The organism is Amycolatopsis pretoriensis, assembly GCF_900107925.1.
Lineage (GTDB): Bacteria > Actinomycetota > Actinomycetes > Mycobacteriales > Pseudonocardiaceae > Amycolatopsis > Amycolatopsis pretoriensis.
Window position 1 is genome coordinate 147,679 of the sequence record NZ_FNUJ01000012.1, and the last position, 22,344, is coordinate 170,022.

Sequence of the window (22,344 nt, forward strand, 5' to 3'; positions counted from 1 at the left end):
GGGCAACCGTCCGGGCCTCCGGGCACATCAAAGGGGTGACGAACAGGACGAGGAGGGTGCCGGTGCACGACTTCACCGAGTACGTGACCGCACGGTCGGGCTGGTTCCGCAAGGTCGCGTACCTGCTCTGCGGCGACTGGCACCGGGCCGACGACCTGGTCCAGACGGCGATCACCCGGCTCTACGCGAACTGGCCGCGGGCCGCCCGGGCGGACAACCTCGACGGCTACGCGCGCCGAACGCTGGTCAACGCGTTCATCGCCGAACAACGGACGTCGTGGTGGCGCCGGGTCGACCTGCGGGGCACCGACCACGAGCGGCCCGCGCCCGGTTCGGACGTCGACGCGGCGCTCGACCTGCGGGCCGCGCTGGACCGGTTGCCCGCCCGCCAGCGCGCGACCGTCGTCCTCCGCTACTTCGGCGACCTTTCGGTCGCGGACACCGCGCGGGCGCTGGGCTGCTCCGAAGGCACCGTCAAGAGCCAGACCGCGAAGGCCGTGGAAACACTGCGCGAGCTGCTGGGCGACCCCATCCGGGAGGGACGAGCATGACCGACCACGAGCTGGCCACCCAGCTGAAGGAACTCGCCGACGCGCCCGCGCCGCCGGCCCGGATCGACATCGACCGCGCTCGCCGCAACGGGGGACGCCGTCGCCGCGCGCGAACCACGGCGCTGGTGGTCGGGTGTGCCGCGGTGGTGACGGCCGCGGGCCTGACGGCCGTGTCGGTGTTCCGGCCCACGCCTCCGCCCGCGCCGCCCGCCGTCCTGCCCACACCGGCCCCCGTCGCGCCGTCGCCCACCGACAACCCGCTGGTCGCGAAGGCGAGCTTCGGCTGGCTGCCGGAGGAGGTCACGGGCATCGAGTACGCCGCGGGCGGACACGGCGACACGGTCTTGGCCATCGGCCGCGGTGACCTGCCGCCGATGCTGTGGCTGTCGGTGTACGACCGCGAACCGGCCGCGCCGCGCGACCTGAGCGGCACGCCGAAGCAGGTCCCGCAGCAGGTCGGCGGCCGCGCCGGCCACTGGATCACGGCCGACGCGAACGACCCCCTCAACCACGGCGACAGCTACCTGCGCTGGCCGACCCCGGACGGGCGCTGGGCCGAGCTGCACACGTACTACCTCGCCCGGCCCGACCTGCAGCAGGCGCTGGTGCGAGTGGCCGGCGAGGTGACTTTCGGTCCCCGGGCCGTACCCCTGCCGCTGCACATCAGCAGCCTCCCGCCGGCGTTCCACCTGTCCGACGCCTACACGTCCCGGCGGCCGGACCAGGACGGCGTCCCCTGGAAGCTGGTGCTCCAGTACTCGGCGAACGGGGCGCTGGTGACGATCAACGTCGCTCCGCCCGGGTCCAGCCGCAAGGACGGCCTCGGCGTGCCGCGGTGCGTGAAGAAGAACGGGCTCGAGGCCTGCGTCGGGATCGACAAGCCGCAGGCGGCGGGCGTCACCGAGCAGGAACTGCTGAGCCGGATCACGCTGCTCGGCCCGGACGAGTCGAAGTGGACGACGCACGTGCTCAGCCCTTAGGCACCGCCGGGTAGGGGACGAAGGTGCTCGTGTTCTCGTCGACGGTGAGCTGCTTGCCGATCGTCGGGAACGCGCGCTGGGAGCAAGCCGGCCGTTCGCAGACTTTGCAGCCCATCCCGATGGGCGTCGCGGCGGCCGGCTCGTCCAGGTCGAGCCCGGTCGAGTAGACGAGCCGGCCCGCGTGGCGGAGTTCGCAGCCCAGGCCCACGGTGAACGTCTTGCCCGGGCTGCCGTACCCGCCGATGTTGCGTGACACCGTGCGCGCGATCCAGAAGTAGCTCTTGCCGTCCGGCAGCGTCGCGATCTGCGTCAGGATCTTCCCCGGCTGGGTGAACGCCTCGTAGATGTTCCACAGGGGACAGGCGCCGCCGACCCGCGAGAAGTGGAAGCCCGCCGCGGACTGGCGCTTCGACATGTTCCCCGCCCGGTCCACCCGCACGAACGAGAACGGCACCCCGCGCTGCTTCGGCCGTTGCAAAGTGGACAGCCGGTGGCACACGGTCTCGAAGCCGACGCCGTAGTGGTCGCACAGCCGCTCGATGTCGTAGCGGAACCGCTCGGCCGCGGCCAGGAACGGTCCATAGGGGAGGATCAGCGCCCCGGCGAAGTAGTTCGCCAGGCCGACGCGGGCCAGCGACCGCGCGGCCGGGCCGGAGAACGCCCACGAGTCGGCCAGCTCGGTGATCAGGTCGTCGTACTCGAGCAGCGCGATCTGCGAAGCCATGCGAAACGCCTGCTGGCCGACCCGCAGGCTGGGCGCCAGCCGCAGCACCCGCGTCACCGGCTCGTAGCGGTGCTGCTGACCGGCGGATTCGTCGATCCCGTCGCTGGTCACCTCGACGCCGTAGCGCTGCCACAGCCGTTCCTTCAACGCGCCGAGCACCTGACCGCGCTGCAGCGGGATGTCGTTGGCCATCTTCTCGGCGCGTTCGTCCAGCTCGGCGACGTAGTTCTCGCGCTCGTAGAAGAAGTCGCGAACCTCCTCGTGGGGCAGTGGCGCCGCCGCGCTGCCGTGCAGGCCCAGGCCGTTTTCGGTGGTCAGCGCGGCCGTGCTCTCGACGGCGTTGCGGTAGCTGCGGTGCAGCTTGACCAGTGCCTGCGCGATCGCCGGGAGGTTCGTCGCCAGCTCGCTGAGTTCGCTGGTGGTGACGTCGATGCCCAGGACCTCGTCGAGCAGGGCTTCCTTGACGTCGGCGACCAGCCGGGACGTGTCGTTGTTGGCGAAGAACTCCGTGTCGACGCCGAACGCCTGCGTGATCCGCAGCAGCACCGGGACGGTCAGCGGGCGCGAGTTGTGCTCGATCTGGTTGAGGTAGCTGGGTGAGATCTCCAGCACACGAGCGAGGTCGGCCTGGCTCATCGCCCGGCTTTCGCGCAGATGGCGCAACCGCGCTCCGGCGAAAGTCTTCTCCATTCTTGCCCACCTCTCCGGAAGGTTTCCGGTCCTGAACGGTTACGTGAACGGTCAAGAACGCGGATTTTCGCCTCGCTGCGAACCAGGCGATTCGCAACCTTTGCAAAGAGCGTACGTACCTTCGCACAAATTGGCAACTTGGACAACTGGACCCCGTTTTCGCTGGCATGTCAGGGTCGGATCAAGCAAGGCGAGCAATCGCAAACTTCGCAACACCGGGAGAACCGATGACGGAACAGGCCAAGCAGGCGGCCGCGGAGCTGGCGGCGCAGTGGGCGAACGACTCCCGCTGGGCGGGCGTGCAGCGCTCCTACTCGGCCGAAGACGTGATCAAGCTGCGCGGCAGCGTCGTCGAGGAGCACACCCTGGCCCGCCGCGGCGCGGAGAAGCTGTGGGACCTCCTGCACACCGAGGACTACATCCACGCGCTGGGTGCGCTGACCGGTAACCAGGCCGTCCAGCAGGTGCGCGCCGGCCTGCAGGCGATCTACCTGTCCGGCTGGCAGGTCGCGGCCGACGCCAACCTGTCCGGCCAGACCTACCCGGACCAGAGCCTCTACCCGGCCAACTCGGTGCCGGCCGTGGTCCGCCGCATCAACAACGCGCTGGGCCGCGCGGACCAGATCAACTGGGCCGAGGGCAACACGGACATCGACTGGTTCGCCCCGATCGTCGCCGACGCCGAGGCCGGCTTCGGCGGTCCCCTCAACGCGTTCGAGCTGATGAAGGGCATGATCGCCGCCGGCGCCGCGGGCGTGCACTGGGAAGACCAGCTCGCGTCGGAGAAGAAGTGCGGCCACCTCGGCGGCAAGGTCCTCATCCCGACCAAGCAGCACGAGCGCACGCTGAACGCCGCGCGGCTCGCGTCCGACGTGCTGAACGTGCCGACCCTGGTCGTCGCCCGCACCGACGCGCAGGCCGCGACGCTGCTGACCAGCGACGTCGACGAGCGCGACCAGCAGTTCCTCACCGGCGGCCGCACCGCCGAGGGCTTCTACGAGGTCCGCAACGGCATCGAGCCCTGCATCGAGCGCGGCCTGGCCTACAGCCAGTACGCCGACCTGCTCTGGATGGAGACCTCGGAGCCGGACCTCGAGGTGGCGCGCAAGTACGCCGAGGCCATCAAGGCGAAGTTCCCGGACCAGATGCTGGCCTACAACTGCTCGCCGTCGTTCAACTGGAAGAAGCACCTGGACGACGCGACGATCGCGAAGTTCCAGCGCGAGCTCGGCCACATGGGCTACAAGTTCCAGTTCATCACCCTCGCCGGCTTCCACGCGCTGAACTACTCGATGTTCGACCTGGCGCACGGCTACGCCCGTGAAGGCATGACCGCCTACGTCGACCTGCAGGAGCGCGAGTTCTCCTCGGAGAGCCGTGGCTACACCGCGACCAAGCACCAGCGCGAGGTCGGCACCGGCTACTTCGACAACGTCGCGACGGCGCTGAACCCGGAGAGCTCGACCACCGCGCTCAAGGGCTCCACCGAAGAGGCCCAGTTCCACTGATCCCGGCCGCGGCCTGACGGCGGCACCCCCTCCCGTCGTCAGGCCGCGTCCCTCCCTTCTTCCCTTCCCTGCACAGCTCGTGGAGGCACCCCATGGTTGATCGGCTGAACTACCGCATCGAGGTCACCGGGCCGGTCGAGGGCCGGTTCGCGGAGATCCTGACCCCGGCGGCACTCGACTTCCTGGCCAAGCTGGACAACACGTTCGCCGGCCGCCGGCGCGAGCTGCTCGACGCCCGCCGCGTGCGGCGCGAGGAACTGCAGTCCGGCGAGAAGCCGCTCGGCTTCCTGCCCGAGACGCGCCGGGTGCGCGAGGACAAGTCGTGGCACGTCGCCCCGACCGCGCCCGGCCTGGAAGACCGCCGCGTCGAGATCACCGGCCCGACCGACCGCAAGATGACCGTTAACGCGCTGAACTCCGGCGCCAAGGTCTGGCTGGCGGACTTCGAGGACGCGACGTCGCCGACGTGGCACAACGTCATCGACGGCCAGCTCAACCTCCACGACGCCATCCGCCGCAACATCGACTTCACCACCGAGGCCGGCAAGCGATACACGATCGGCGACGAGCCCGCGACGATCGTCGCGCGCCCCCGCGGCTGGCACCTCGTGGAGAAGCACATCCGCATCGACGGCCGTCCGGTGTCGGCGAGCCTGGTCGACTTCGGCCTGTACTTCTTCCACAACGCGCGCCAGCTGCTCGCCCGCGGCGTCGGCCCGTACTTCTACCTGCCGAAGCTGGAGAACCACCTCGAAGCGCGGCTGTGGAACGACGTCTTCCTGATGGCACAGCGCGAGCTCGGCATCCCGCGCGGCACGATCCGCGCGACCGTGCTGATCGAGACGATCACCGCTGCGTTCGAGATGGACGAGATCCTCTACGAGCTGCGCGAGCACGCCGCAGGCCTGAACGCCGGCCGGTGGGACTACATCTTCAGCCTCATCAAGAACTTCGCCGCGCACGGCGCCGACTTCGTGCTGCCGGACCGCGCGCAGGTCACGATGACCGTGCCGTTCATGCGGGCCTACACCGAGCTGCTGGTCAGCACCTGCCACCAGCGCGGCGCGCACGCCATCGGCGGCATGGCCGCGTTCATCCCGAGCAAGGACCCTTCGGTCAACGAGATCGCCGCCGAGAAGGTCCGCGCCGACAAGGAACGCGAGGCCGGCGACGGTTTCGACGGCTCCTGGGTCGCGCACCCGGGCCTGGTCCCGATCTGCCGCGAGGTCTTCGACGGCGTGCTCGGCGGCTGGCCCAACCAGCTCGGCAAGCTGCGCGAGGACGTCCACGTCACCGCCGAGGACCTCCTCGACGTGGCGAGCGCCGGCGGCGAGGTCACCGAAGCGGGCGTGCGCGCGAACATCAACGTCGCGCTGCGGTACGTCGACGCGTGGCTGCGCGGCACCGGCGCGGCGGCGATCCACAACTTGATGGAGGACGCGGCCACCGCGGAAATCGCGCGGTGCCAAGTCTGGCAGTGGATCCGCAACGGCACGAAGCTCGAGGACGGCACGGCGCTTACCCGCGAGCTGGCGGTCGAGTTCCTGGACGAGGAGCTCGCGTCGGTCCGCACTGAACTGGGCACCGGCAACCGCCTCGACGACGCCTACGAAATCTTCACCGAAACCGCGCTGGGGGAGAAGCTGCCGAGCTTCCTCACCACGGGTGCCTACGCGCGGTACCTCACAGACGCCCGGTAGCAGGGGCTCCGGGAACCCCTACCTGACGAGGGGTTCCCGGACACCACACTGGTTGGGATGGTGTGGTTCGAAACCGGTCCGGCGACGGTGGCTCCCCGTCGCCGGACCGGTTTTTTCGCGTTCCGGGCAACCTCCGCGTTCGCCTGCCCCGTTGAAGCGGGTGTGGGGGCGACGAGGAGGAACGCGTGAAGCGGTCGGAAGAGGCGGGGTTCCGCGACTACGTCACGGCCCGGATGGACGTCCTGCGCCGGACGGGCTTCCTGCTGTGCCGGGACTGGCACCTCGCCGACGACCTGGTGTCGATCACGATCGGCAAGCTGTACCGGCACTGGCCGCGGGCGCGGCGGATGGCGCACGTCGACGCGTACGTGCGCCGGATCCTGGTGCGGACGTGGCTGGACGAGAAGGCCCGGGCGTGGCGGCGGGAAGAACCGGCCGAGACGCTGCCGGAACCCGCGGTGCCGCCCGGCGACGACGTCGTCGAACGGCTCGGCCTGCTCGAACTGCTCGACGCGCTGCCGCCGCGGCGCCGGGCCGCGGTGGTGCTGCGCTACTACTGCGACCTGTCGGTCGAAGAAACCGCCGAGGTCCTCGAGTGTTCGCCCGGAACCGTCAAGAGCCAGACCGCGCGGGGGCTCGACGCGCTGCGCGCGCTCGTCGCCGCGAGCCAGAGCTGAAGGAGGAGCCGTGAGCAGGGAACAGTTCGACGCGGCGATCGGCGCCGTCCCGGTGTCCACAGTGGACGTCGAAGCGGTGCTGGACCGCGAACGCCGGCGTGCGCGGGTGCGGCGGGTGGCGATCCCGTGGACGGCCGCGGGGGCGGGCGTGGCGGCGGTGGTCGTCGGCGCGGCTTTCGTGTTCGCGCCCGGTGAACGGGGCACGGTTCTGGTGCCGGCCAACCCGCCTCCGGCCTCGCCGGATCCGTGCGCGGTCAGTCCGTTTCCGCCGCAGACCGGGCCGCCGATCCCGGAGAAGACCGACGTCGCGGCGAACCGGCTCACCGGGGTGTTGACCGCGGCCGTCCAGCAGAAGGTCGCGTACGGGACGAAGCTGCAGCCGCACGCCGAAGGCGAATACCCGAAGGGGAAGCAGCACGGGCCACTGACCTTCTTCCACGTGTTTTCCGCGCAAGTGGCGCACGACGGTTACTGCAGCGGCGGCGAGGACTACTTCCTGGCCGCGGCGACGACGGCCGAAGGCCCGCGCAAGGGCAACATCTGGGCGATCGTCACCCGGCTCGGCGGCCACGCCACGCCGGCCACCGAGTGCGGCGATCCGCCCGAGAACATGCAGCAGTCGTGCGAGCGGAAGGCCGGGCCGCACGGCGAGATTGTCGTCGAGGAAACGCTCAGCTCTCCGGGGCAGGCGACGTTCAACCGGACGAACGTCACCAAACTCGACGGCACGGGCGTCATGGTGGAGGCGCAGAACGTCGCCGACGACGCCAAGAAGAATCACCCGGACGGGCCGGACATGCCGTCGCCGCCGCTGAGCCTCGCCCAGCTGACCGACATCGCCCTCGATCCGGGGCTGACGCTCTACCCCTGAGCCAAGAGGGCCTTCGCGGCTTCGCGGGCCGTGCTCGCTTCGCCCGGGTTGCCGGTGATCGCGGCGAGCACGGTCGCGCCTTCGACCAGCGCGAACAGCTGGTCGGCGAGCGTTTCGCCGGAAACGAGACCACGCAGGTAGGCCCGGACGTCGTCCTTGTGCTCGCGGATCGCCGCCGCGACGCCCGGGGCCGGCTCGCCGAACTCGCCGAAGGAGTTGATGAACGCGCAGCCGCGGAAGCCGGGCTCGGAAAACCAGGCGTGCAGCCAGTCGAACACGGCGAGCGGATCGTCACCGCGCGTGTGGACGAATTCGCGCAACGACGCCCGCCAGCGCTCGTCGCGACGCCGGAGGTAGGCCTCGACCAGGTCGTTCTTCGCCGGGAAGGTTTGGTAGAGCCGTTTGAGCGAGACGCCCGAGCGCGCGCGGACGGCGTCCATCCCGACCGCTTGGACGCCGTGGGCGTAGAACAGCTCCTCGGCGGCTTCGAGCAGCCGGTCGGTCGCCTCCGTAGGGGTCATGTCACCTACCTCTGGTGCGGAGAATGGGCGTTCTCTAGACTACTGGAGAACGCACGTTCTCTACGTCTTCAAGGGAGTGCTCATGAGCCCGCGTCCACCGTTCCCGCCGTTCGACGAGGACACCGCCCGCCAGAAGGTCCAAGCCGCCGAGGACGCGTGGAACACCCGCGACCCCGAGAAGGTCTCGCTGGCCTACACGGAGGATTCGGTGTGGCGCAACCGCGACCGGCACGTCGTCGGACGTGCGGAGATCGTCAGGTTCCTGACAGCGAAGTGGGAGCGCGAACTGGACTACGCGTTGCGCAAGGAGCTGTGGGGCTTCCGCGGCAACCGCATCGGCGTCCGGTTCCAGTACGAGTCCCGCAACGCCGACGGGCAGTGGTTCCGCAGCTACGGCAACGAGCTGTGGGAGTTCAGCGACGAAGGCCTGATGCGCCGGCGCGAGGCGAGCATCAACGACGTGCCGATCGACGCGTCGGACCGGCGGATCTTCGGCCCGCGCCCGGAGTCCGAGCACGGCGTCCTGCTGCCGGTCTTCTAGGCGGCCGAGCCGTCCTCGGTCCGGGGCGCACCCTGCGGAACGACCTTCACCTGGCCGGGCCCCGACTTCGCCGCCAAGACCGTGAAGCGCACGGTGACGGGTTTTCCCGCGCAGCGGAAGGAAACCGGGTAGGTGCCGGGCGCGACGGCGGCGACGACGCTTTCGCCGAACAACGCCCACGGCTGATGTCCTTCGGCGTCGGGGGCCGGGGGTGTCGTGATGCGCAGCGCCTGGGTCGTGACCGGGCCCGCTTCACCATCGCAGGCGACGGTGAGGGAGACCTTCTCGCCGGGATGTCCGCTGTGGACGGACAACCGCAGCCAGGTGGGCAGCGGTGGTGACGTGGTCTGCGCGGCGGCCGCCGGCGTGAGCACGAGCAGGCACGCGGCGGTGAGGGCGACGATCTTCATGGTTGACCTCCGGAGTCCGGTTCGTGCAGACAGGGCGTTTGCGCAGGCCAGGGGGTTGCCGGTCGAGATCCGACTGTGACGCTCGAGTCCGCTCGCCGCGTAACCGCGCCCGCCGGCGTCGGCGCGCGGGCATGCTCGGGGCCATGACGGAATCGGCGTTCGGCGGCGAAGTGAGCGAGTACTACCAGCGGTTCCGCCGCGGCTACCCGGACGCGGTGGCGGACGCGCTGACGACGTCGTTCGCGTTGACGCGCGAGGACGTCGTGCTCGACCTCGGCTGCGGCACCGGCCAGCTCACCCGGGTCCTGGCGCCCCGGGTGGGCGCGGTGCTCGGCATGGATCCGGAACCGGCGATGCTCGCGCAGGCCCGCGCGGCGACGCCGGCGCCGAACGTGAGCTGGCTCCTGGGCGCGGACGGCGACCTCGAAGCGTTGACGCCGGTCGTCGGCCCGGGCCGGCTGGCCGCGGTGACGGTGGCGCAGGCGTTGCACTGGATGGACCACGAGCGGCTGTTCACGACGGTGCGTTCGCTGCTGCGCCCGGGCGGCGGCATCGCGGTGGTGACGAACGGCGAGCCGCTTTGGCTCCAGGACACGGCGTGGTCGGCGGCGCTGCGAGAGGTGCTGTCGTCGTTTCTGGGGACACCGCTGCACCGGACGTGCGGCACGGACTCGGCGAGCCAAGAGCGGTACGCGGACGCCCTCTCGGCCGCGGGGTACGTGGTCGAATCCCAGGTCATTTCGTACGACGCCGCGTTGAGCATCGACGAGATCGCCGGTGGCGTTTTTTCGGCCATGAGCCCGGCGCAGCTGCCCGCGGCCGAGGAGCGGCCGGCGTTCACCGAGCGCGTCCGGGAGGCGTTGTCGCCGTTCGGACCACTGCGGGAACAGGTCCGGGTCCGCGTCTTGACGGGCACCCGCTGACCGATCACGCAAGGCGAATGGGTACCGGTCCGTACTGTTCCGCTTATTGTTTCTCCGGGAACCGGCGCGGATGCTCGCTGCCAGGCGCGCCCCTGCGCCGGCCACCCCGAGGAGTCCCCATGACCAGCAGGTTGAGAGCCGTCGCCGCCGTCGTTTTCGTGGCGTTGTCGTTTTCGTTCGGTGCCGTGGTCACGACGGCCGCGCCCACCGCGGCCCGCCCGGACTGCGTCCGGCCCTGCCACTTCTGAGCGGGCCGCTACCTACAGTTCGGGCACCCCGGCGGCGACGGGCTCGAAGGCGTTGCCGGTCGCGATCTTCGGCCGCGGCAGCTCCACCGGCTCGCCCGGTTTCGCCCGCCGGTAGACCGCGACGGTCGCTTCCGCGATCCGGCCCCAGTCGAAGTCCGCGGCCAGCCGGGACTGCGCCGCCCGCGCCCGCTCGGCCGCCGCGTCGGCGTCACCGAGCACGGCCGTCACCGCGTTGGCCAGTTCCGCGACATCGCCCGGACTGAACGCGAGCCCGGTCTCGCCGTGCACGACGACCTCCCCGAGCCCGCCGGCCGTCGACGCCACCAGCGGCGCCTTCGCGGCCGCGGCCTCCAGCGCGACGATCCCGAACGGCTCGTACCGGCTGGGCAGCACGACCGCGTCGGCCGCCGCCAGCGCCGCCCGCAGGTCGCGGTCGGACAGGTGCCCGACGAAGTCGACCGCCCGCCGCACCCGCAGCTTCCGCGACTGTTCGACCAGCTCGTCGAAGTGTCGTCCTTTTCCGGCGACGACCACACGCGTCCCCGGATGACGACGCCGGATCCGGGGGAGCGCGGCGAGCAGGTCCTGCACGCCCTTCTCCCACTCGAGTCGTCCGAAATAGAGCAACAGCGGCGCACCGGCCGGGCTGTAGACCTCGCGGGCGCGCGCGATCTCGTCCGCCGGCACCTGCCAGCCGCGCTCCTCGATGCCGTTGTGGATCACCGTGACGTCCGCGGCCTCGACCTCGAAGAGGTGCGCGACCTCGCGGCGCATGGCCTGCGAACAGGTGATCAGCGCGTCGGCCCGATTCGCCAGCCACCACTCGACCGAGTGAACTTGCTGGTTCAACGGGTGCGACAGCCAGCCGGAGTGCCGCCCGGCCTCGGTCGCGTGGATCGTGCCGACCAGCGGCACCCGCGCGGCCTCGGCGATCGCGATGGCGGGGTGCGCGACCAGCCAGTCGTGCGCGTGCACGACATCGGGCTGCCAGCCGCGCAGCAGGTCGTGGGCGGCGCGGATCATGGCGTGCCCCATGGCCAGCGTCCAGGCGACGAGGTCGCGTTCGAACGTCACGTGCATCGGGTCCTCGGCGACCCGGATGACCCGCACGCCCTCGACGACGCGGTCGGTGCGCGGGTGCGTCCCGGCGTCGGTGCCCGCGGCGTGCCGGCACAGGACGACGACCTCGTGACCCTGGCCGGCCAGGTGCGTGGCGAGCGCGTGCACGTGCCGCGCCAGGCCACCGATGGCCACTGGCGGGTACTCCCAGGACAGCATCAGCACACGCATGGGCAGAGGTTACTCGCGAGTCGCAAGGGGTCGGCGCCGCCCGGTGCAAGCCGACCGGCTGGGCTGTGATCAGCCTCACTGGCGACCTTGCCGATCTCTGCCACCATCGGCGGGGATGACTGCACCGGAGGACACCGGCTGGCGCCGGCTCGACCCGCCCCTGACCACCCCGTGGACCGGCGAGGTCGGCCCGGCCAACGCGCTGCCCGAGTACCCGCGGCCCCAGCTGACCCGGCCGCGCTGGCTGAACCTCAACGGCGTCTGGGAGTACGCGGGCCGGCCGTCGTCGCCGGATGAACCACGGCCGTCCGGCTACGCCGAGCGGATCCTGGTCCCGTTCCCGCCGGAGTCGGCGTTGTCCGGAATCGGACGACGCGACGAGGTCCTCTGGTACCGGCGCCTGGTCGAAATTCCGCCGGACTGGCGTGACCAGCGGATCCTCCTGCACTTCGGCGCGGTCGACCAGACGCGAAGGTCTGGGTCAACAACCAGCTCGTCGCGACGCACGAAGGCGGCTACACGGCCTTCAGCGCGGACATCACCGACGTCCTGCGCGCGTCGGGGCCGCAGGAGCTGACGGTCCGCGCCGAGGACCGCACCGACATCGAGCCCTTCCCGGTCGGCAAACAACGCAACGCGCCGGGCGGGATCTGCTACACGGCGTCGTCCGGAATCTGGCAGACGGTGTGGCTCGAGCCGGTACCGCAGGCTCGTGTTGAACGACTTGATCTTACCCCAGACCTCACCGGCGTGACAGTGTTCCCGCAGGTAACGGGTGGCTCGGAGGTCGTGGTCGTCGTTTCGACCACGGACGGCGAGGTCGCTCGGGGCTCGGGTGCGGCGGGGACGTCGGTGCGCGTGGACGTTCCCGAACCACGCCTCTGGAGTCCCGACGACCCGCACCTCTACACACTGCGCGTCCAGCTGCTCGACCGTCGTGGTTCGGTTTTGGATGAGGTCGGCAGCTACGCCGGTCTCCGCACGATCGGCTTGCTCCCGGACTCCGAAGGCCGCCCGCGGATCGCGCTCAACGGCCGGCCGACGTTCCTCCACGGCCCGCTCGACCAGGGCTACTGGCCGGACGGCATCTCGACCGCGCCCACCGACGACGCCCTGCGATTCGACCTCGAGAAGACGAAAGAGCTGGGCTTCAACTTCGTCCGCAAACACGTCAAGGTCGAGCCGGCGCACTGGTACCACTGGGCCGACAAGCTGGGCCTGGTCGTCTGGCAGGACATGCCCTCGCTGACCGTGTCGTTCGACGGCCCGCCCGGCATCGCGCCGGACCCCGTCCCGCGGGCTCGCGAGCTGTTCGAAGCGGAATTGATCAAAATGATCAACCAGCTGAAGGCGGTCCCGTCGATCGTCGGCTGGGTGCCGTTCAACGAGGGCTGGGGCGAGTACGACACGGCCCGTGTCGCGGAACTGGTCAAAGCACTCGACCCGACCCGGCTGGTGATCGCGAACAGCGGGGTCAACTGCTGCTTCTCCCGCCCGGACACCGGCGCGGGCGACGTCTACGACGACCACACGTACGTGGGCCCGGGGGAGCCGGCGGTGACGGACGGCCGGGCGATCGTCGACGGCGAGTACGGCGGCCTCGGTCTGGTCCTGGACGACCACCGCTGGCCCGGCCCGCCGAACGCGTACGAAATGACGCCGACGCGGGAGCGGCTGACCGAGCGCTACGCGGAGGTGAGCACCGCTCTCGAGCGAGTGGTGGCGGAGCGCGGTCTGTCCGGCGCGGTCTACACGCAGACGACCGACGTCGAGAACGAGGTCAACGGCCTCCTGACGTACGACCGCCGGGTGGTCAAGGTCGACGCGGAGGTGGTCGCGAAGTGCGCCCGAGCGGTGATCGACACCGGCTCGGCTTGAGGCGCGACCCACGGCCTGGTCGGCTTTCGGCAACGGCTCTGACCAGGCGATCCCGGGGTCTGGTCGGCTTTCGGCAACGGCTCTGACCAGGCGATCCCGGGGTCTGGTCGGCGCTCGGCAACTGCCCTGAGCCGCCCATCTCGGCGTCTGGTCGACTTCGGGCGACGGCTACGAGTGGGCGACCGCACGGCCTTGGTCAGCTTTCGGCCACCGCCCTGACCAGGGCCTCCCGCCCGTGGTCGAGAGCCGACAACAGCGCACCGCGCAGGGCGGCCGAATCCGTCACGGCGCCGGCCTCCACGCGGACCGGCCCGGGCGCCGCCGCGCGGACCGTTCGCCGGATTTCGGCCACCAAGGCCGGACGGCTCCCCGCCGGGCCACCCAGCAGCACCAGATCCGGGTCGACGATCGTGCAGATCGCGGCCACGGCCCGCCCGAGCGTCGCGCCGAGCAGCCGTAGCCGTTCGGCGGCCACGGCGTCGTCCGCCGCCCGGTCGAGCGTGGTCAAAATGGCGTCGACGTCCAGCGAAGGAGCGTCCGACCTGCCGAAACCCTGGTCGGCGAGCGCCGAGGCGAGCGTCGCCCCCGAACTGTCCAGGTACCCGATCTCGCCCGCCAACCCGTGCGTGCCCCGCACGAGCTGGTCACCGACATACAGACTCACGCCGAGCCCGGCGCCGACGTAGATGTAAGCGAAGCTCTTCGCCTCCCGCGCGGCGCCCTCGCGCCGTTCGGCGAGCGCGGAGAAGTTGACGTCGTTGTCCAACAAAACGTCAGGCCCGATTTCCCCGGCTCGGAGCCGCCCCTCGGGGAACGGCGAACCCGGCAGGGCGACGACCTCGTGCGTGACCGGGTCGACCGGGTTGGCCACCGAGATCGCGGTCGCCCGCACCGGCCCCGGCCCGGTGCCGCTCGCCGCGGCGACGGCGTCCCGGACCGCGGCGGTCATCGGCCGGTCGTCCGGGGAGACCTGGCCGGTGGTCAGGACCGTCCCGGTCAGATCGGTCGTCACCGTGCGGATGCCCTGCTGGTTGACCTCCGCGGCGACGACGCGGCCGGCGTCGGCGGCCAGCTCGTAAAAGGTCGCGATGCGGCCACGGCGACCCGTCTGGTCGGTGCCGGTGGCCCGCAGTGCGCCCGCCGTCTCCAGGCGGCGGACCGACTCGGAGATCGTCGGCTTCGAGATCCCGGTGGTCGCGGCGAGCTCCGCGCGCGTGGTCCGGCCGTGGACGAAAACGTGGTCGAGCACCGCGCGGTCGGTCATGGCCCGCAGCATCGCCAGGCGCGGAAGCGGCCGGTCGGGGTCGGACATCGCACCTCTTGTGGCGGGAGACGGACAGGGGTTACCGTAGCCGGGACATTCTAGTAAGGAGTCCTAACCAAAAGATCGCGAGGGACACCGATGACGACCACAGAGCTGCCCGCGAACATGTCCGAGGCCGTCTCGCGGACCAAGCACGAGCTGCGCGCCAGGATCGGCGACGTCGCCGGCGCGTTCGCCGGGGTCCGCGGCCGGATGCGGCGCGAGGTCGACGCCGTCGCCGCTGACCCGGACGCCTTCCCCGTCGTCCGTTATCGGGACATCGCCGACGACAAGGTGCCGCAGCGCACGCTCGACGCCGTCCGGCGCCGCGGCTGCGCCGTCGTCAAAGGCACCTTCGCGCGCGAAACGGCCGAGACCTGGGACGCCGAACTGGCCGCATACCTCGACGGCAACGACTTCGCCGGCACCTACCAAGGCCCGGCCGACGACGTCTTCGCCGGTCTCGCGTCGAGCCAGCCGCAGATCTACCCGGTCTACTGGTCGAAGCCGCAGATCCAGGCCCGCCAGCACGAGCACATGGTCGCCGTCCGGCGGTTCCTCAACTCGTTCTGGCGGCTCGAGTCCGAGGGCCGCGTCTGGTTCGACCCCGATCGCGACACGGCCTACCCCGACCGCATCCGGCGGCGGCCGCCCGGCTCGGCGTCGCTCGGGCTGTCCGCGCACACCGACTCCGGCTCGGTCGAACGCTGGCTGCTGCCCGCCTACCAGCAGGTCTTCCGCCACGTCTTCGCCGGAAACTGGCAACAGTACGACCCATGGGACGGCGCATACCGCACCGAAGTCGACGAATATCCGTCGACGGTCATGTGCTCGGCCTTCCGCACCTTCCAGGGCTGGACGGCGTTGTCGGAAATGCGCCAGGGCGACGGCGTGCTGCACGTGGTGCCGATCCCGTCGGCGATGGCGTACGTCCTGCTTCGCGCGCTTCAGGACGACATCCCCGACGACGACCTCTGCGGCGCGGCCAACGGCCAGGCGTTGCCGGTGAACGACAAATACCACGACGACCTGCTGCCGGCGCTGACCTCGATCCCCGACATCGAGCCCGGCGACACGGTCTGGTGGCACGGCGACGTCATCCACGCGGTCGCCGACGGCACCAACCCGGAACGCTGGGGCAACGTCATGTACATCCCGGCGAGCCCGCACTGCCCGAAGAACGCGGCCTACGCCGAGAAGTGCGGCCGCGCGTTCCTCGCCGGCGCGAGCCCGGGCGACTTCGCGCCCGAAGACTACGAAGTGAACTGGACCGGCCGCGCCACGATCGACGACCTCACCGCCGTCGGCCGCGAGCAGCTCGGCCTGTGAACAGCACCGCGCCGGGCCCGCAAGCCCGGCGCGGCCGGCTCACGCCGGGAGAGCGGCCTCGATGGCCTTGACGACGTTCTCGTCTTCGGGCTCGGTCCGCGGCCGGAACCGCGCGAGGACCTCACCATCGGCGCTGACCAGGAACTTCTCGAAGTTCCACTGGACGTCTCCGGTCTCGCCGTCGGCGTCGGCGGTCTTGGTCAGTTCCGCGTACAACGGGTGCCGGCCCTCGCCGTTGACGTCGATCTTCTCGAACAGCGGGAACGTGACGCCGTAGGTCGTCGAGCAGAACGTCTGGATCTCCTCCGCGCTGCCCGGCTCCTGGCCCGCGAACTGGTTGCACGGAAAACCGACCACGGAAAAGCCCTGACCGCCGAAGCGCTCTTGGAGCCGCTCCAAGCCGGAGTACTGCGGGGTCAGGCCGCACTTCGACGCGACGTTGACCACGAGCAGCGCCTTGCCCGCGAGCGAGCCCAGCGAGCCGTCCTGCCCGTCGAGGGTCTTGACCGGAATTTCGTGGATCCCCATGAAGGTCCCTTCAGTCGTGCTTCAGCGCCCGGGCGTCGAGGTGCCCGAACGGTCCGTCTTCGGCGCGGTAGGCCGCCGCGAGCTCCTCGGCTCGCGCACGGTCGCCGCGTCGCAGCAAATCGGCCAAAGCGTCGAAGCGCTCGGTGTGGACCGTCGCGCGACGACGCGCGTAGTCCGCCGCCGAGTCCTTCGTGACCATGAACGCCCAGTCGCTCTCCAGCGCCAGCATCGCCTCGGCCACGGCCTGGTCGGCGGCGGTGTCGCGGGACGTGGTCGGCAAACCGGCAACGAGGTCCAGCAGCCGCCGCTGCAACGCCGTGTTGGCGTCGACCATGTCCTTGACCTGCTCGCCGTCCCAGACGCGCCAGTCCTTGCCCGACCCCCACGACGACACGGGCAGGTCGATCGGCTCGCCGACGAGCCCGGCGTCGAGCGCGCCCTTGAGCGTCGTCACCCGGACGCCGGCCTCGGGCAGCGCGCGCAGCACGCCTTCGAGCCACGCCGGGCCTTCGTGCCACCAGTGGCCGAACAGCTCCGTGTCGTACGCGGCGACCACGAGCGCCTCACGGCCGTGGTGCGCCTTCAGCGAACGCAGCCGCGTGACCACCGTGTCGACGAAGTCCTTGACGTGCAGCCCGAGCACGTCCGCGGCCAGCGACGGGTCGTACGGCGCCTTGTCCACCGGCTCGACCGTCTTGCCGGTGACGCGCGACGCCTTGAGCCCGACCTCGTGCGCCCAGGTGTGGAAGTCGCGGTAGGCCGCGTGGCCGGGGTAGCCGGCCTTCGGTGACCAGACGCGGTAGGTGACTTCGAGGTCTCGTCCGAAAGCGACCACGTCGCTGTCGCCGACCGGGCGCGCCGCCCACGTCTCGCCGCGCAGCGACGGCCCGTCGACCATGAACCGCCGCACGCCGGCCGCCGCGTAGCCGTTTTCCATGCCAGGCGCGTAGCCGCACTCCGGCGCCCAGATGCCCTCGGGCCGGGACCCGATCCGCAGCGCCGTGTCGGCGAGGCCCGCGGTCAGCGCGAACTCGCGCACCCGCGGGTCCAGCAGCGGCTGGAACGGGTGGGCCAGCGGCCCGCCGAGCAGCTCGATCGTCGAATTGTCGACCAGCGAACGAAGGATGGGGGAGAAGCCGTGCCGCCAGCGCGTCCCCAGCTCCTCGGCCGCGCGGACCGCGGTCCGGTGCTCGGCCGCGGCCAGCTCGCGCAGGGTCGGGTCGCCGCGCCACAGCGTCGACGCGTGCTGGGCGCGCAGCTGCCAGTGGCCGAGCCAGTCGTGGAACGCGCGGATGCTGTACGGGTCGTCGAGCTGCGCGGCGAGCACCGGCGTCACGCCCAGCGTCAGCACGTCCTGGCGGCCTTCGTCGGCGAAGCGTTCGAGCAAGTCGACCATGGGCAGGTACGAATGCGCCCACGCCTGGTACAGCCATTCCTCGCCGACCGGCCAGCTCCCGTGGTGCGGCAGCCACGGCAGGTGGCTGTGCAGAACCAGGCAGAAGGTGCCTTCGTTCATCGGCGCACCGCCACGGCGACCAGGTCGAGGCTCGCGTCGAGGTCGTCGCCGTGGAGGGCGAAGCCGGTGGCCTCGATCGCGGCGACGTCGGCCAGCAACGCGGGCGGCCACACGGCCTGGCCGGGCAGCGAACCCATGACCACGTCGAGCTGGGCGTCGATGATCGAGCCGCCGTACCGCTCGTCCAGGGCGCGCACGGCGTCGCCGTGGTGCAGGCCCTGCAGCGATTCGACGGCGAAACCGGCGTCGGTGAGCAGCCCGGCCAGCTCGGCCGGGGCCAGCTCACGCGTGTGGAACGGGTTCAGCGGCGTGTCGCTGTCCGGGGTGAAAGTGAGCCGGTTGGGGGTCGTGACCAGCAGTTTGCCGCCCGGCGACAACACCCGCCGGCACTCGGCGAGGAACCCGGCCTGGTCCCACAGGTGCTCGATGACCTGAAAATTGGCCACGACGTCGACCGCGCCGTCACGCACCGGCAGGAACGCCAGGTTCGCCCGCGCGACGGCGACGTCGGGGTAGCGGCGGGCGACGTGCTCGGTGGTCGGCACGTCGTAGTCCAGCGCGAGCACCCGGCGGGCCGTCGTCGCGAGGAGGCTCGCGCCGTAGCCCTCGCCGCACCCGGCCTCGAGCACCGTCGCGTCCGCGCAGTGGGGGAGCAGGGCGAGGTACGCGGCCTCGTGTCGGCGGAACCAATAATTTTCCTCGGCGATGCCGGGGACGGTCCGTTCGCCGGTCAGGTGCAGCGCCTCGGCCCGGGTGGCTGGGGTGGTCACCTCCGCGACCCTAGCGGGTGTCACGTCCGGCCCGGCCGTCTCGTTCCGTGGTCATGCAACGGACAATCACCCGCGTTCTGCTCGTCGTCTTCGGCTTGGTCGAAGCCCCGATCGGCCTGTGGCCGCTGATCTCACCCAACGGCTTCTACCTGGACTTTCCCGGCTTCCGCACGGGCTGGGTGTCGATGGACGGGCCCTTCAACGAGCACCTGCTGCGGGACTTCGGCAGCCTCACCCTGGCGCTCGCGGCGACACTGATCGGCGCCGCCGTGATCGGTACCACAGCAGCGGCTCGGCTGGCTTCGGTCGTGGGGCTGCTCTACAGCGTCCCGCACTTCGCCTACCACCTCGGCCACGTCTCGCACTTCGAAGCGATCGACCAGGTGCTCATCATCGCGCTGACCGGCGCGACCGTCCTGGTGCCGCTCGTCCTGCTGGCGATCCCGGGGCGGCGGGTCAGTACACCGGCGACACCGTGATGCCGAGCGCGCCGGGGCCGAGGTGCGCGCCGATGACCGTGCTCGCCTCGACGACCATGCTCTCGGCCATCGCCGGCACCCGCCGTTCGATCTGCCGGCCGATCTCGAGTTCGTGGTCGCTGGCGCCGAACCGGGTCACGGCGATGTCGGCGCGGAAACCGCCGGACTTCTTGACCGCGAGGTCGACCATCTTGGCCAGCGCGCGCCGCGTGCCGGGGACGCGGGCCAGCGGCGCGACCTCACCGTCCTTCACCGTGAGCAGCGGTTTGATCGAAAACGCCGTGCCGAGCATCGCCTGCGCGGCGCCGATCCGCCCGCCCCGGCGGAGGTACTCCAGCGTGTCGACGTAGATGAACTCGGTGCTCGTGAAACAGCGGCGTTCGGCGGCTTCGATGACCCGGGCGGCGTCCGCGCCCGCCGCGGCCGCCCGGGCCGCCGACACCGCGGCGAAGCCGAGGCTCATCCCGGTGGTGCGGCTGTCCAGGACGTGCACCGGGATGCGGACCTGCTGGGCCGCCTCCCGGGCCGCGCGGACGGTGTCGGACATGCGGCCGGAGATGTGGACGCTGACGATGGCGGTCGCGCCGGACGCGGCCGCTTCCTGGTAGGTCCAGAAGAACGCCCCCGGATCCGGGGGCGAAGTGGTCAGGACCTGCCCGGCTCTCAGCGCGTCGATCACGGCGCCGCGGTCGAAGCGGTTTTCGTCGTCGAAGTGACCACCCAGGTTCAGCTGGATCTGGACGACTCCGATGGCCCAGCGGGACGCGACGAGGTCGGGCAGGCAGGAGCTCGAGTCGGTGATGACGGCGATGCGCGCGGGCATGGTGGGGGAGGTTAATGCCTTACACCCACTGCGAGTAGGCCGTGGTTGGTCCGATCGGACGAACGGCAGTTCAGGTGGGGTAACCGGTCGACTACCGGGACGATGGTCCCATTAGATTGCGCATCCAGGTGAAAGGCGTCACCTCGGCGGGTGCTGCGCGCCGATCCGCCCTAATCTACCGGCCAGTAGAGCACTGACCCGTGGTCGCCCGCGGGCCACGAACCGGGAGGTCGAAGCAGACCCATGACCAACATCGTCGTCCTGGTCAAGCAGGTACCGGACACCTACTCGGAGCGGAAGCTCAACGGGTCCGACCACACCCTTGACCGCGAATCCGCCGACGCCGTGCTCGACGAGATCAACGAGAAGGCCGTCGAAGAGGCGCTGAAGATCAAGGAAGCCGGCGAGGGCGAGGTCACCGTGATCTCGGTGGGCCCGGACCGCGCGACCGACGCCATCCGCAAGGCGCTGTCGATGGGTGCCGACAAGGCCATCCACGTCTCCGACGAGGCCCTGCACGGCTCCGACGCGATCGCCACCGCCAAGGTGCTCGCCGCCGCGATCTCGAAGGTCGAAGGCTTCGACCTGATCATCGCCGGCAACGAGTCCTCCGACGGCCGCGGCGGCGCCGTCCCCGCGATCCTCGCCGAGCTGCTCGGCCTGCCGCAGGTCACCTACGCCCGCGAGGTCACGGTCGACGGCACGACCATCAAGGCCGTCCGCGAGACCGAGGACGGGCTCACCCGCCTCGAGGCGACCCTGCCCGCGGTGGTGAGCGTCGGCGAGAAGATCAACGAGCCGCGCTACCCGTCCTTCAAGGGCATCATGGCCGCGAAGAAGAAGCCGGTCGAGACGTTCACCATCGCCGACCTGGGCGTCGACGCGGGCGAGGTCGGCCTCGGCAACGCGTGGTCCACCGTGACCGAATCCGCGCCGAAGCCGCCGCGCACCGCCGGCGAGAAGGTCGAAGACGAGGGCGACGGCGGCACCAAGGTCGCCGAGTACCTGGTCGGCCAGAAGCTCATCTGACAACGGCTCTTCGAGGAGGAACAAGAACATGGCTGAAGTACTCGTCCTCGTCGACCACGTCGACGGTGAGGTCAAGAAGGTCACGCTCGAGCTGCTGACCGCCGCCCGCGCGCTCGGTGAGCCGTCGGCCGTCGTCGTCGGCCCGACCGGGACCACCGCCAAGGCGAAGCAGTCGCTGGCGTCGCACGGCGCCGCCAAGGTGTATGTCGCGGAAGGCGACGACGCCGCGAACTACCTGGTCACGCCCAAGGTGGACGTGCTCGCCGCGCTCGCGCAGCAGGCGTCCCCGGCCGCCGTGCTCGTCACCGCCAGCGGTGAGGGCAAGGAGGTCGCCGCCCGCCTGGCCGTGCGCCTGGGCTCGGGCCTGATCTACGACGCCGTGGGCGTCAACGGCGACGGCGTCATCGATCAGTCCATCTTCGGTGGCGCGTTCTCGGTGAAGTCGAAGTCCGCGAAGGGCGCGCCGGTCGTCTCCATCCGCCCGGGCGCGGTCGAGGCCGAGCCGGCCGAGGGCGCGGCGGCCGAGGAGACCGTCGGGATCCCCGCCGTCGACGCGGCGAAGGCCACCAAGATCACCGGCGTCGAGCCGGTGACCGGCGGTGACCGTCCGGAGCTGACCGAGGCCTCGATCGTGGTCTCCGGTGGCCGCGGTGTCGGTTCGGCGGAGAAGTTCGACGTCGTCGAGAAGCTGGCCGACTCGCTCGGCGCGGCTGTCGGCGCGTCGCGTGCCGCCGTTGACTCCGGCTACTACCCGGCGCAGTTCCAGGTGGGCCAGACCGGCAAGACCGTGTCGCCGCAGCTGTACATCGCGCTCGGCATCTCCGGCGCGATCCAGCACCGCGCCGGCATGCAGACGTCGAAGACGATCATCGCCGTCAACAAGGACCCGGAGGCGCCGATCTTCGAGATCGCCGACTTCGGCATCGTCGGCGACCTGTTCAACGTCGCGCCCCAGCTGACCGAAGCGGTCGAGAAGCGCAAGGGCTGATCGGTTGCTCCGAAGGGCCTTCCGGGATCACCCGGAAGGCCCTTCGCGCGTTTTCGGGACCTGAGAG

The 22,344-nt window shown here is 70.8% G+C and carries 22 protein-coding genes and 1 pseudogene; 14 read left to right on the plus strand and 9 right to left on the minus strand.

The window, feature by feature from the left end; all coding sequences use genetic code 11:
* Positions 1–62: 62 nt before the first annotated feature.
* Both BLV96_RS41515 and BLV96_RS41520 read left to right on the plus strand, forming a co-directional pair.
* Positions 63–551 carry a SigE family RNA polymerase sigma factor gene (locus tag BLV96_RS41515; protein ID WP_086680723.1) on the plus strand — a complete coding sequence of 163 codons (489 nt, stop codon included), beginning with the start codon at positions 63–65 and terminating at the stop codon, positions 549–551.
* A complete protein-coding gene (locus tag BLV96_RS41520; RefSeq protein ID WP_086680707.1) occupies positions 548–1,531 on the plus strand; it encodes a hypothetical protein in 984 nt (327 codons plus the stop codon). The genes BLV96_RS41515 and BLV96_RS41520 overlap by 4 nt, the downstream gene beginning before the upstream one ends.
* Here the strand turns inward: BLV96_RS41520 and BLV96_RS41525 are convergent.
* Entirely contained in the window at positions 1,521–2,945 is a 1,425-nt protein-coding gene (locus tag BLV96_RS41525; protein WP_086680705.1) for a short-chain fatty acyl-CoA regulator family protein, read from the minus strand. The genes BLV96_RS41520 and BLV96_RS41525 overlap by 11 nt on opposite strands.
* Before the next feature lie 227 nt (positions 2,946–3,172).
* Between BLV96_RS41525 and aceA the strand changes: the two genes are divergently transcribed.
* From aceA to BLV96_RS41545, 4 genes are all read left to right on the plus strand, one after another.
* Positions 3,173–4,453 carry an isocitrate lyase gene (gene aceA, locus BLV96_RS41530; RefSeq protein ID WP_086680704.1) on the plus strand — a complete coding sequence of 427 codons (1,281 nt, stop codon included), beginning with the start codon at positions 3,173–3,175 and terminating at the stop codon, positions 4,451–4,453.
* Positions 4,454–4,545: 92 nt separating this feature from the next.
* The gene (gene aceB, locus BLV96_RS41535) at positions 4,546–6,153 is read left to right on the plus strand and encodes a malate synthase A (protein WP_086680702.1); all 1,608 of its coding nucleotides are present in this window, start codon (positions 4,546–4,548) and stop codon (positions 6,151–6,153) included.
* A gap of 185 nt (positions 6,154–6,338) precedes the next feature.
* Entirely contained in the window at positions 6,339–6,830 is a 492-nt protein-coding gene (locus BLV96_RS41540; RefSeq protein ID WP_086680700.1) for a SigE family RNA polymerase sigma factor, read from the plus strand.
* A 10-nt stretch (positions 6,831–6,840) separates the two neighbouring features.
* A complete protein-coding gene (locus tag BLV96_RS41545) occupies positions 6,841–7,701 on the plus strand; it encodes a hypothetical protein (RefSeq protein ID WP_086680698.1) in 861 nt (286 codons plus the stop codon).
* Here BLV96_RS41545 and BLV96_RS41550 read toward each other — a convergent pair.
* Positions 7,692–8,222, minus strand: a complete 531-nt coding sequence (locus tag BLV96_RS41550; RefSeq protein WP_086680697.1) for a TetR/AcrR family transcriptional regulator — start codon at positions 8,220–8,222, stop codon at positions 7,692–7,694. The two genes, BLV96_RS41545 and BLV96_RS41550, sit on opposite strands and share 10 nt — an antisense overlap.
* Positions 8,223–8,304: 82 nt before the next feature.
* On the opposite strand from BLV96_RS41550, the gene BLV96_RS41555 reads away from it, so the two are divergent.
* On the plus strand, positions 8,305–8,763 hold the full coding sequence (locus tag BLV96_RS41555) for a nuclear transport factor 2 family protein (RefSeq protein WP_086680695.1): 459 nt from the start codon (positions 8,305–8,307) through the stop codon (positions 8,761–8,763).
* Here the strand turns inward: BLV96_RS41555 and BLV96_RS41560 are convergent.
* Complete coding sequence (locus tag BLV96_RS41560) at positions 8,760–9,173, minus strand: hypothetical protein (protein ID WP_086680693.1); 414 nt, start codon at positions 9,171–9,173, stop codon at positions 8,760–8,762. The genes BLV96_RS41555 and BLV96_RS41560 overlap by 4 nt on opposite strands.
* Before the next feature lie 143 nt (positions 9,174–9,316).
* On the opposite strand from BLV96_RS41560, the gene BLV96_RS41565 reads away from it, so the two are divergent.
* A complete protein-coding gene (locus BLV96_RS41565; RefSeq protein WP_086680721.1) occupies positions 9,317–10,096 on the plus strand; it encodes a class I SAM-dependent methyltransferase in 780 nt (259 codons plus the stop codon).
* A gap of 119 nt (positions 10,097–10,215) precedes the next feature.
* Positions 10,216–10,344 (plus strand): hypothetical protein, encoded by a 129-nt coding sequence (locus tag BLV96_RS51360; protein ID WP_279627571.1) that lies wholly within the window; start codon positions 10,216–10,218, stop codon positions 10,342–10,344.
* A 12-nt stretch (positions 10,345–10,356) separates the two neighbouring features.
* On the opposite strand, the gene BLV96_RS41570 is transcribed toward BLV96_RS51360, so the two are convergent.
* Positions 10,357–11,634, minus strand: a complete 1,278-nt coding sequence (locus BLV96_RS41570) for a glycosyltransferase family 4 protein (RefSeq protein ID WP_086680690.1) — start codon at positions 11,632–11,634, stop codon at positions 10,357–10,359.
* Between the two features lie 115 nt (positions 11,635–11,749).
* Between BLV96_RS41570 and BLV96_RS41575 the strand changes: the two are divergent.
* Positions 11,750–13,512: pseudogene (locus BLV96_RS41575) on the plus strand (glycoside hydrolase family 2 protein).
* A 196-nt stretch (positions 13,513–13,708) separates the two neighbouring features.
* On the opposite strand, the gene BLV96_RS41580 reads toward BLV96_RS41575, so the two are convergent.
* Complete coding sequence (locus BLV96_RS41580; protein WP_086680688.1) at positions 13,709–14,824, minus strand: ROK family transcriptional regulator; 1,116 nt, start codon at positions 14,822–14,824, stop codon at positions 13,709–13,711.
* 90 nt (positions 14,825–14,914) lie between these two features.
* Here BLV96_RS41580 and BLV96_RS41585 point away from each other — a divergent pair, with 90 nt between their 5' ends.
* Positions 14,915–16,144: a YbiU family protein gene (locus BLV96_RS41585; protein WP_086680686.1), complete on the plus strand. Its 1,230-nt coding sequence runs from the start codon at positions 14,915–14,917 to the stop codon at positions 16,142–16,144.
* Positions 16,145–16,183: 39 nt separating this feature from the next.
* Here BLV96_RS41585 and BLV96_RS41590 read toward each other — a convergent pair whose 3' ends face one another.
* From BLV96_RS41590 to BLV96_RS41600, 3 genes are read right to left on the minus strand one after another with little or no spacing between them, the layout of a single operon-like run.
* Positions 16,184–16,672, minus strand: a complete 489-nt coding sequence (locus BLV96_RS41590; protein WP_086680684.1) for a glutathione peroxidase — start codon at positions 16,670–16,672, stop codon at positions 16,184–16,186.
* A 10-nt stretch (positions 16,673–16,682) separates the two neighbouring features.
* A complete protein-coding gene (locus BLV96_RS41595) occupies positions 16,683–18,188 on the minus strand; it encodes a 1,4-alpha-glucan branching protein domain-containing protein (protein ID WP_086680682.1) in 1,506 nt (501 codons plus the stop codon).
* Complete coding sequence (locus tag BLV96_RS41600; protein ID WP_086680680.1) at positions 18,185–18,958, minus strand: class I SAM-dependent methyltransferase; 774 nt, start codon at positions 18,956–18,958, stop codon at positions 18,185–18,187. The genes BLV96_RS41595 and BLV96_RS41600 overlap by 4 nt, the downstream gene beginning before the upstream one ends.
* Before the next feature lie 53 nt (positions 18,959–19,011).
* Between BLV96_RS41600 and BLV96_RS41605 the strand changes: the two genes are divergently transcribed.
* Positions 19,012–19,437, plus strand: a complete 426-nt coding sequence (locus BLV96_RS41605; RefSeq protein ID WP_167379907.1) for a hypothetical protein — start codon at positions 19,012–19,014, stop codon at positions 19,435–19,437.
* On the opposite strand, the gene BLV96_RS41610 is transcribed toward BLV96_RS41605, so the two are convergent.
* A complete protein-coding gene (locus BLV96_RS41610; protein ID WP_086680676.1) occupies positions 19,415–20,260 on the minus strand; it encodes a DegV family protein in 846 nt (281 codons plus the stop codon). The genes BLV96_RS41605 and BLV96_RS41610 overlap by 23 nt on opposite strands.
* 243 nt (positions 20,261–20,503) lie before the next feature.
* Here BLV96_RS41610 and BLV96_RS41615 point away from each other — a divergent pair, with 243 nt between their 5' ends.
* Together BLV96_RS41615 and BLV96_RS41620 are read left to right on the plus strand one after the other, a co-directional pair.
* Complete coding sequence (locus tag BLV96_RS41615; RefSeq protein WP_086680674.1) at positions 20,504–21,289, plus strand: electron transfer flavoprotein subunit beta/FixA family protein; 786 nt, start codon at positions 20,504–20,506, stop codon at positions 21,287–21,289.
* Positions 21,290–21,317: 28 nt separating this feature from the next.
* Complete coding sequence (locus BLV96_RS41620; RefSeq protein WP_086680672.1) at positions 21,318–22,277, plus strand: electron transfer flavoprotein subunit alpha/FixB family protein; 960 nt, start codon at positions 21,318–21,320, stop codon at positions 22,275–22,277.
* The last annotated feature ends 67 nt before the right edge of the window (positions 22,278–22,344 follow it).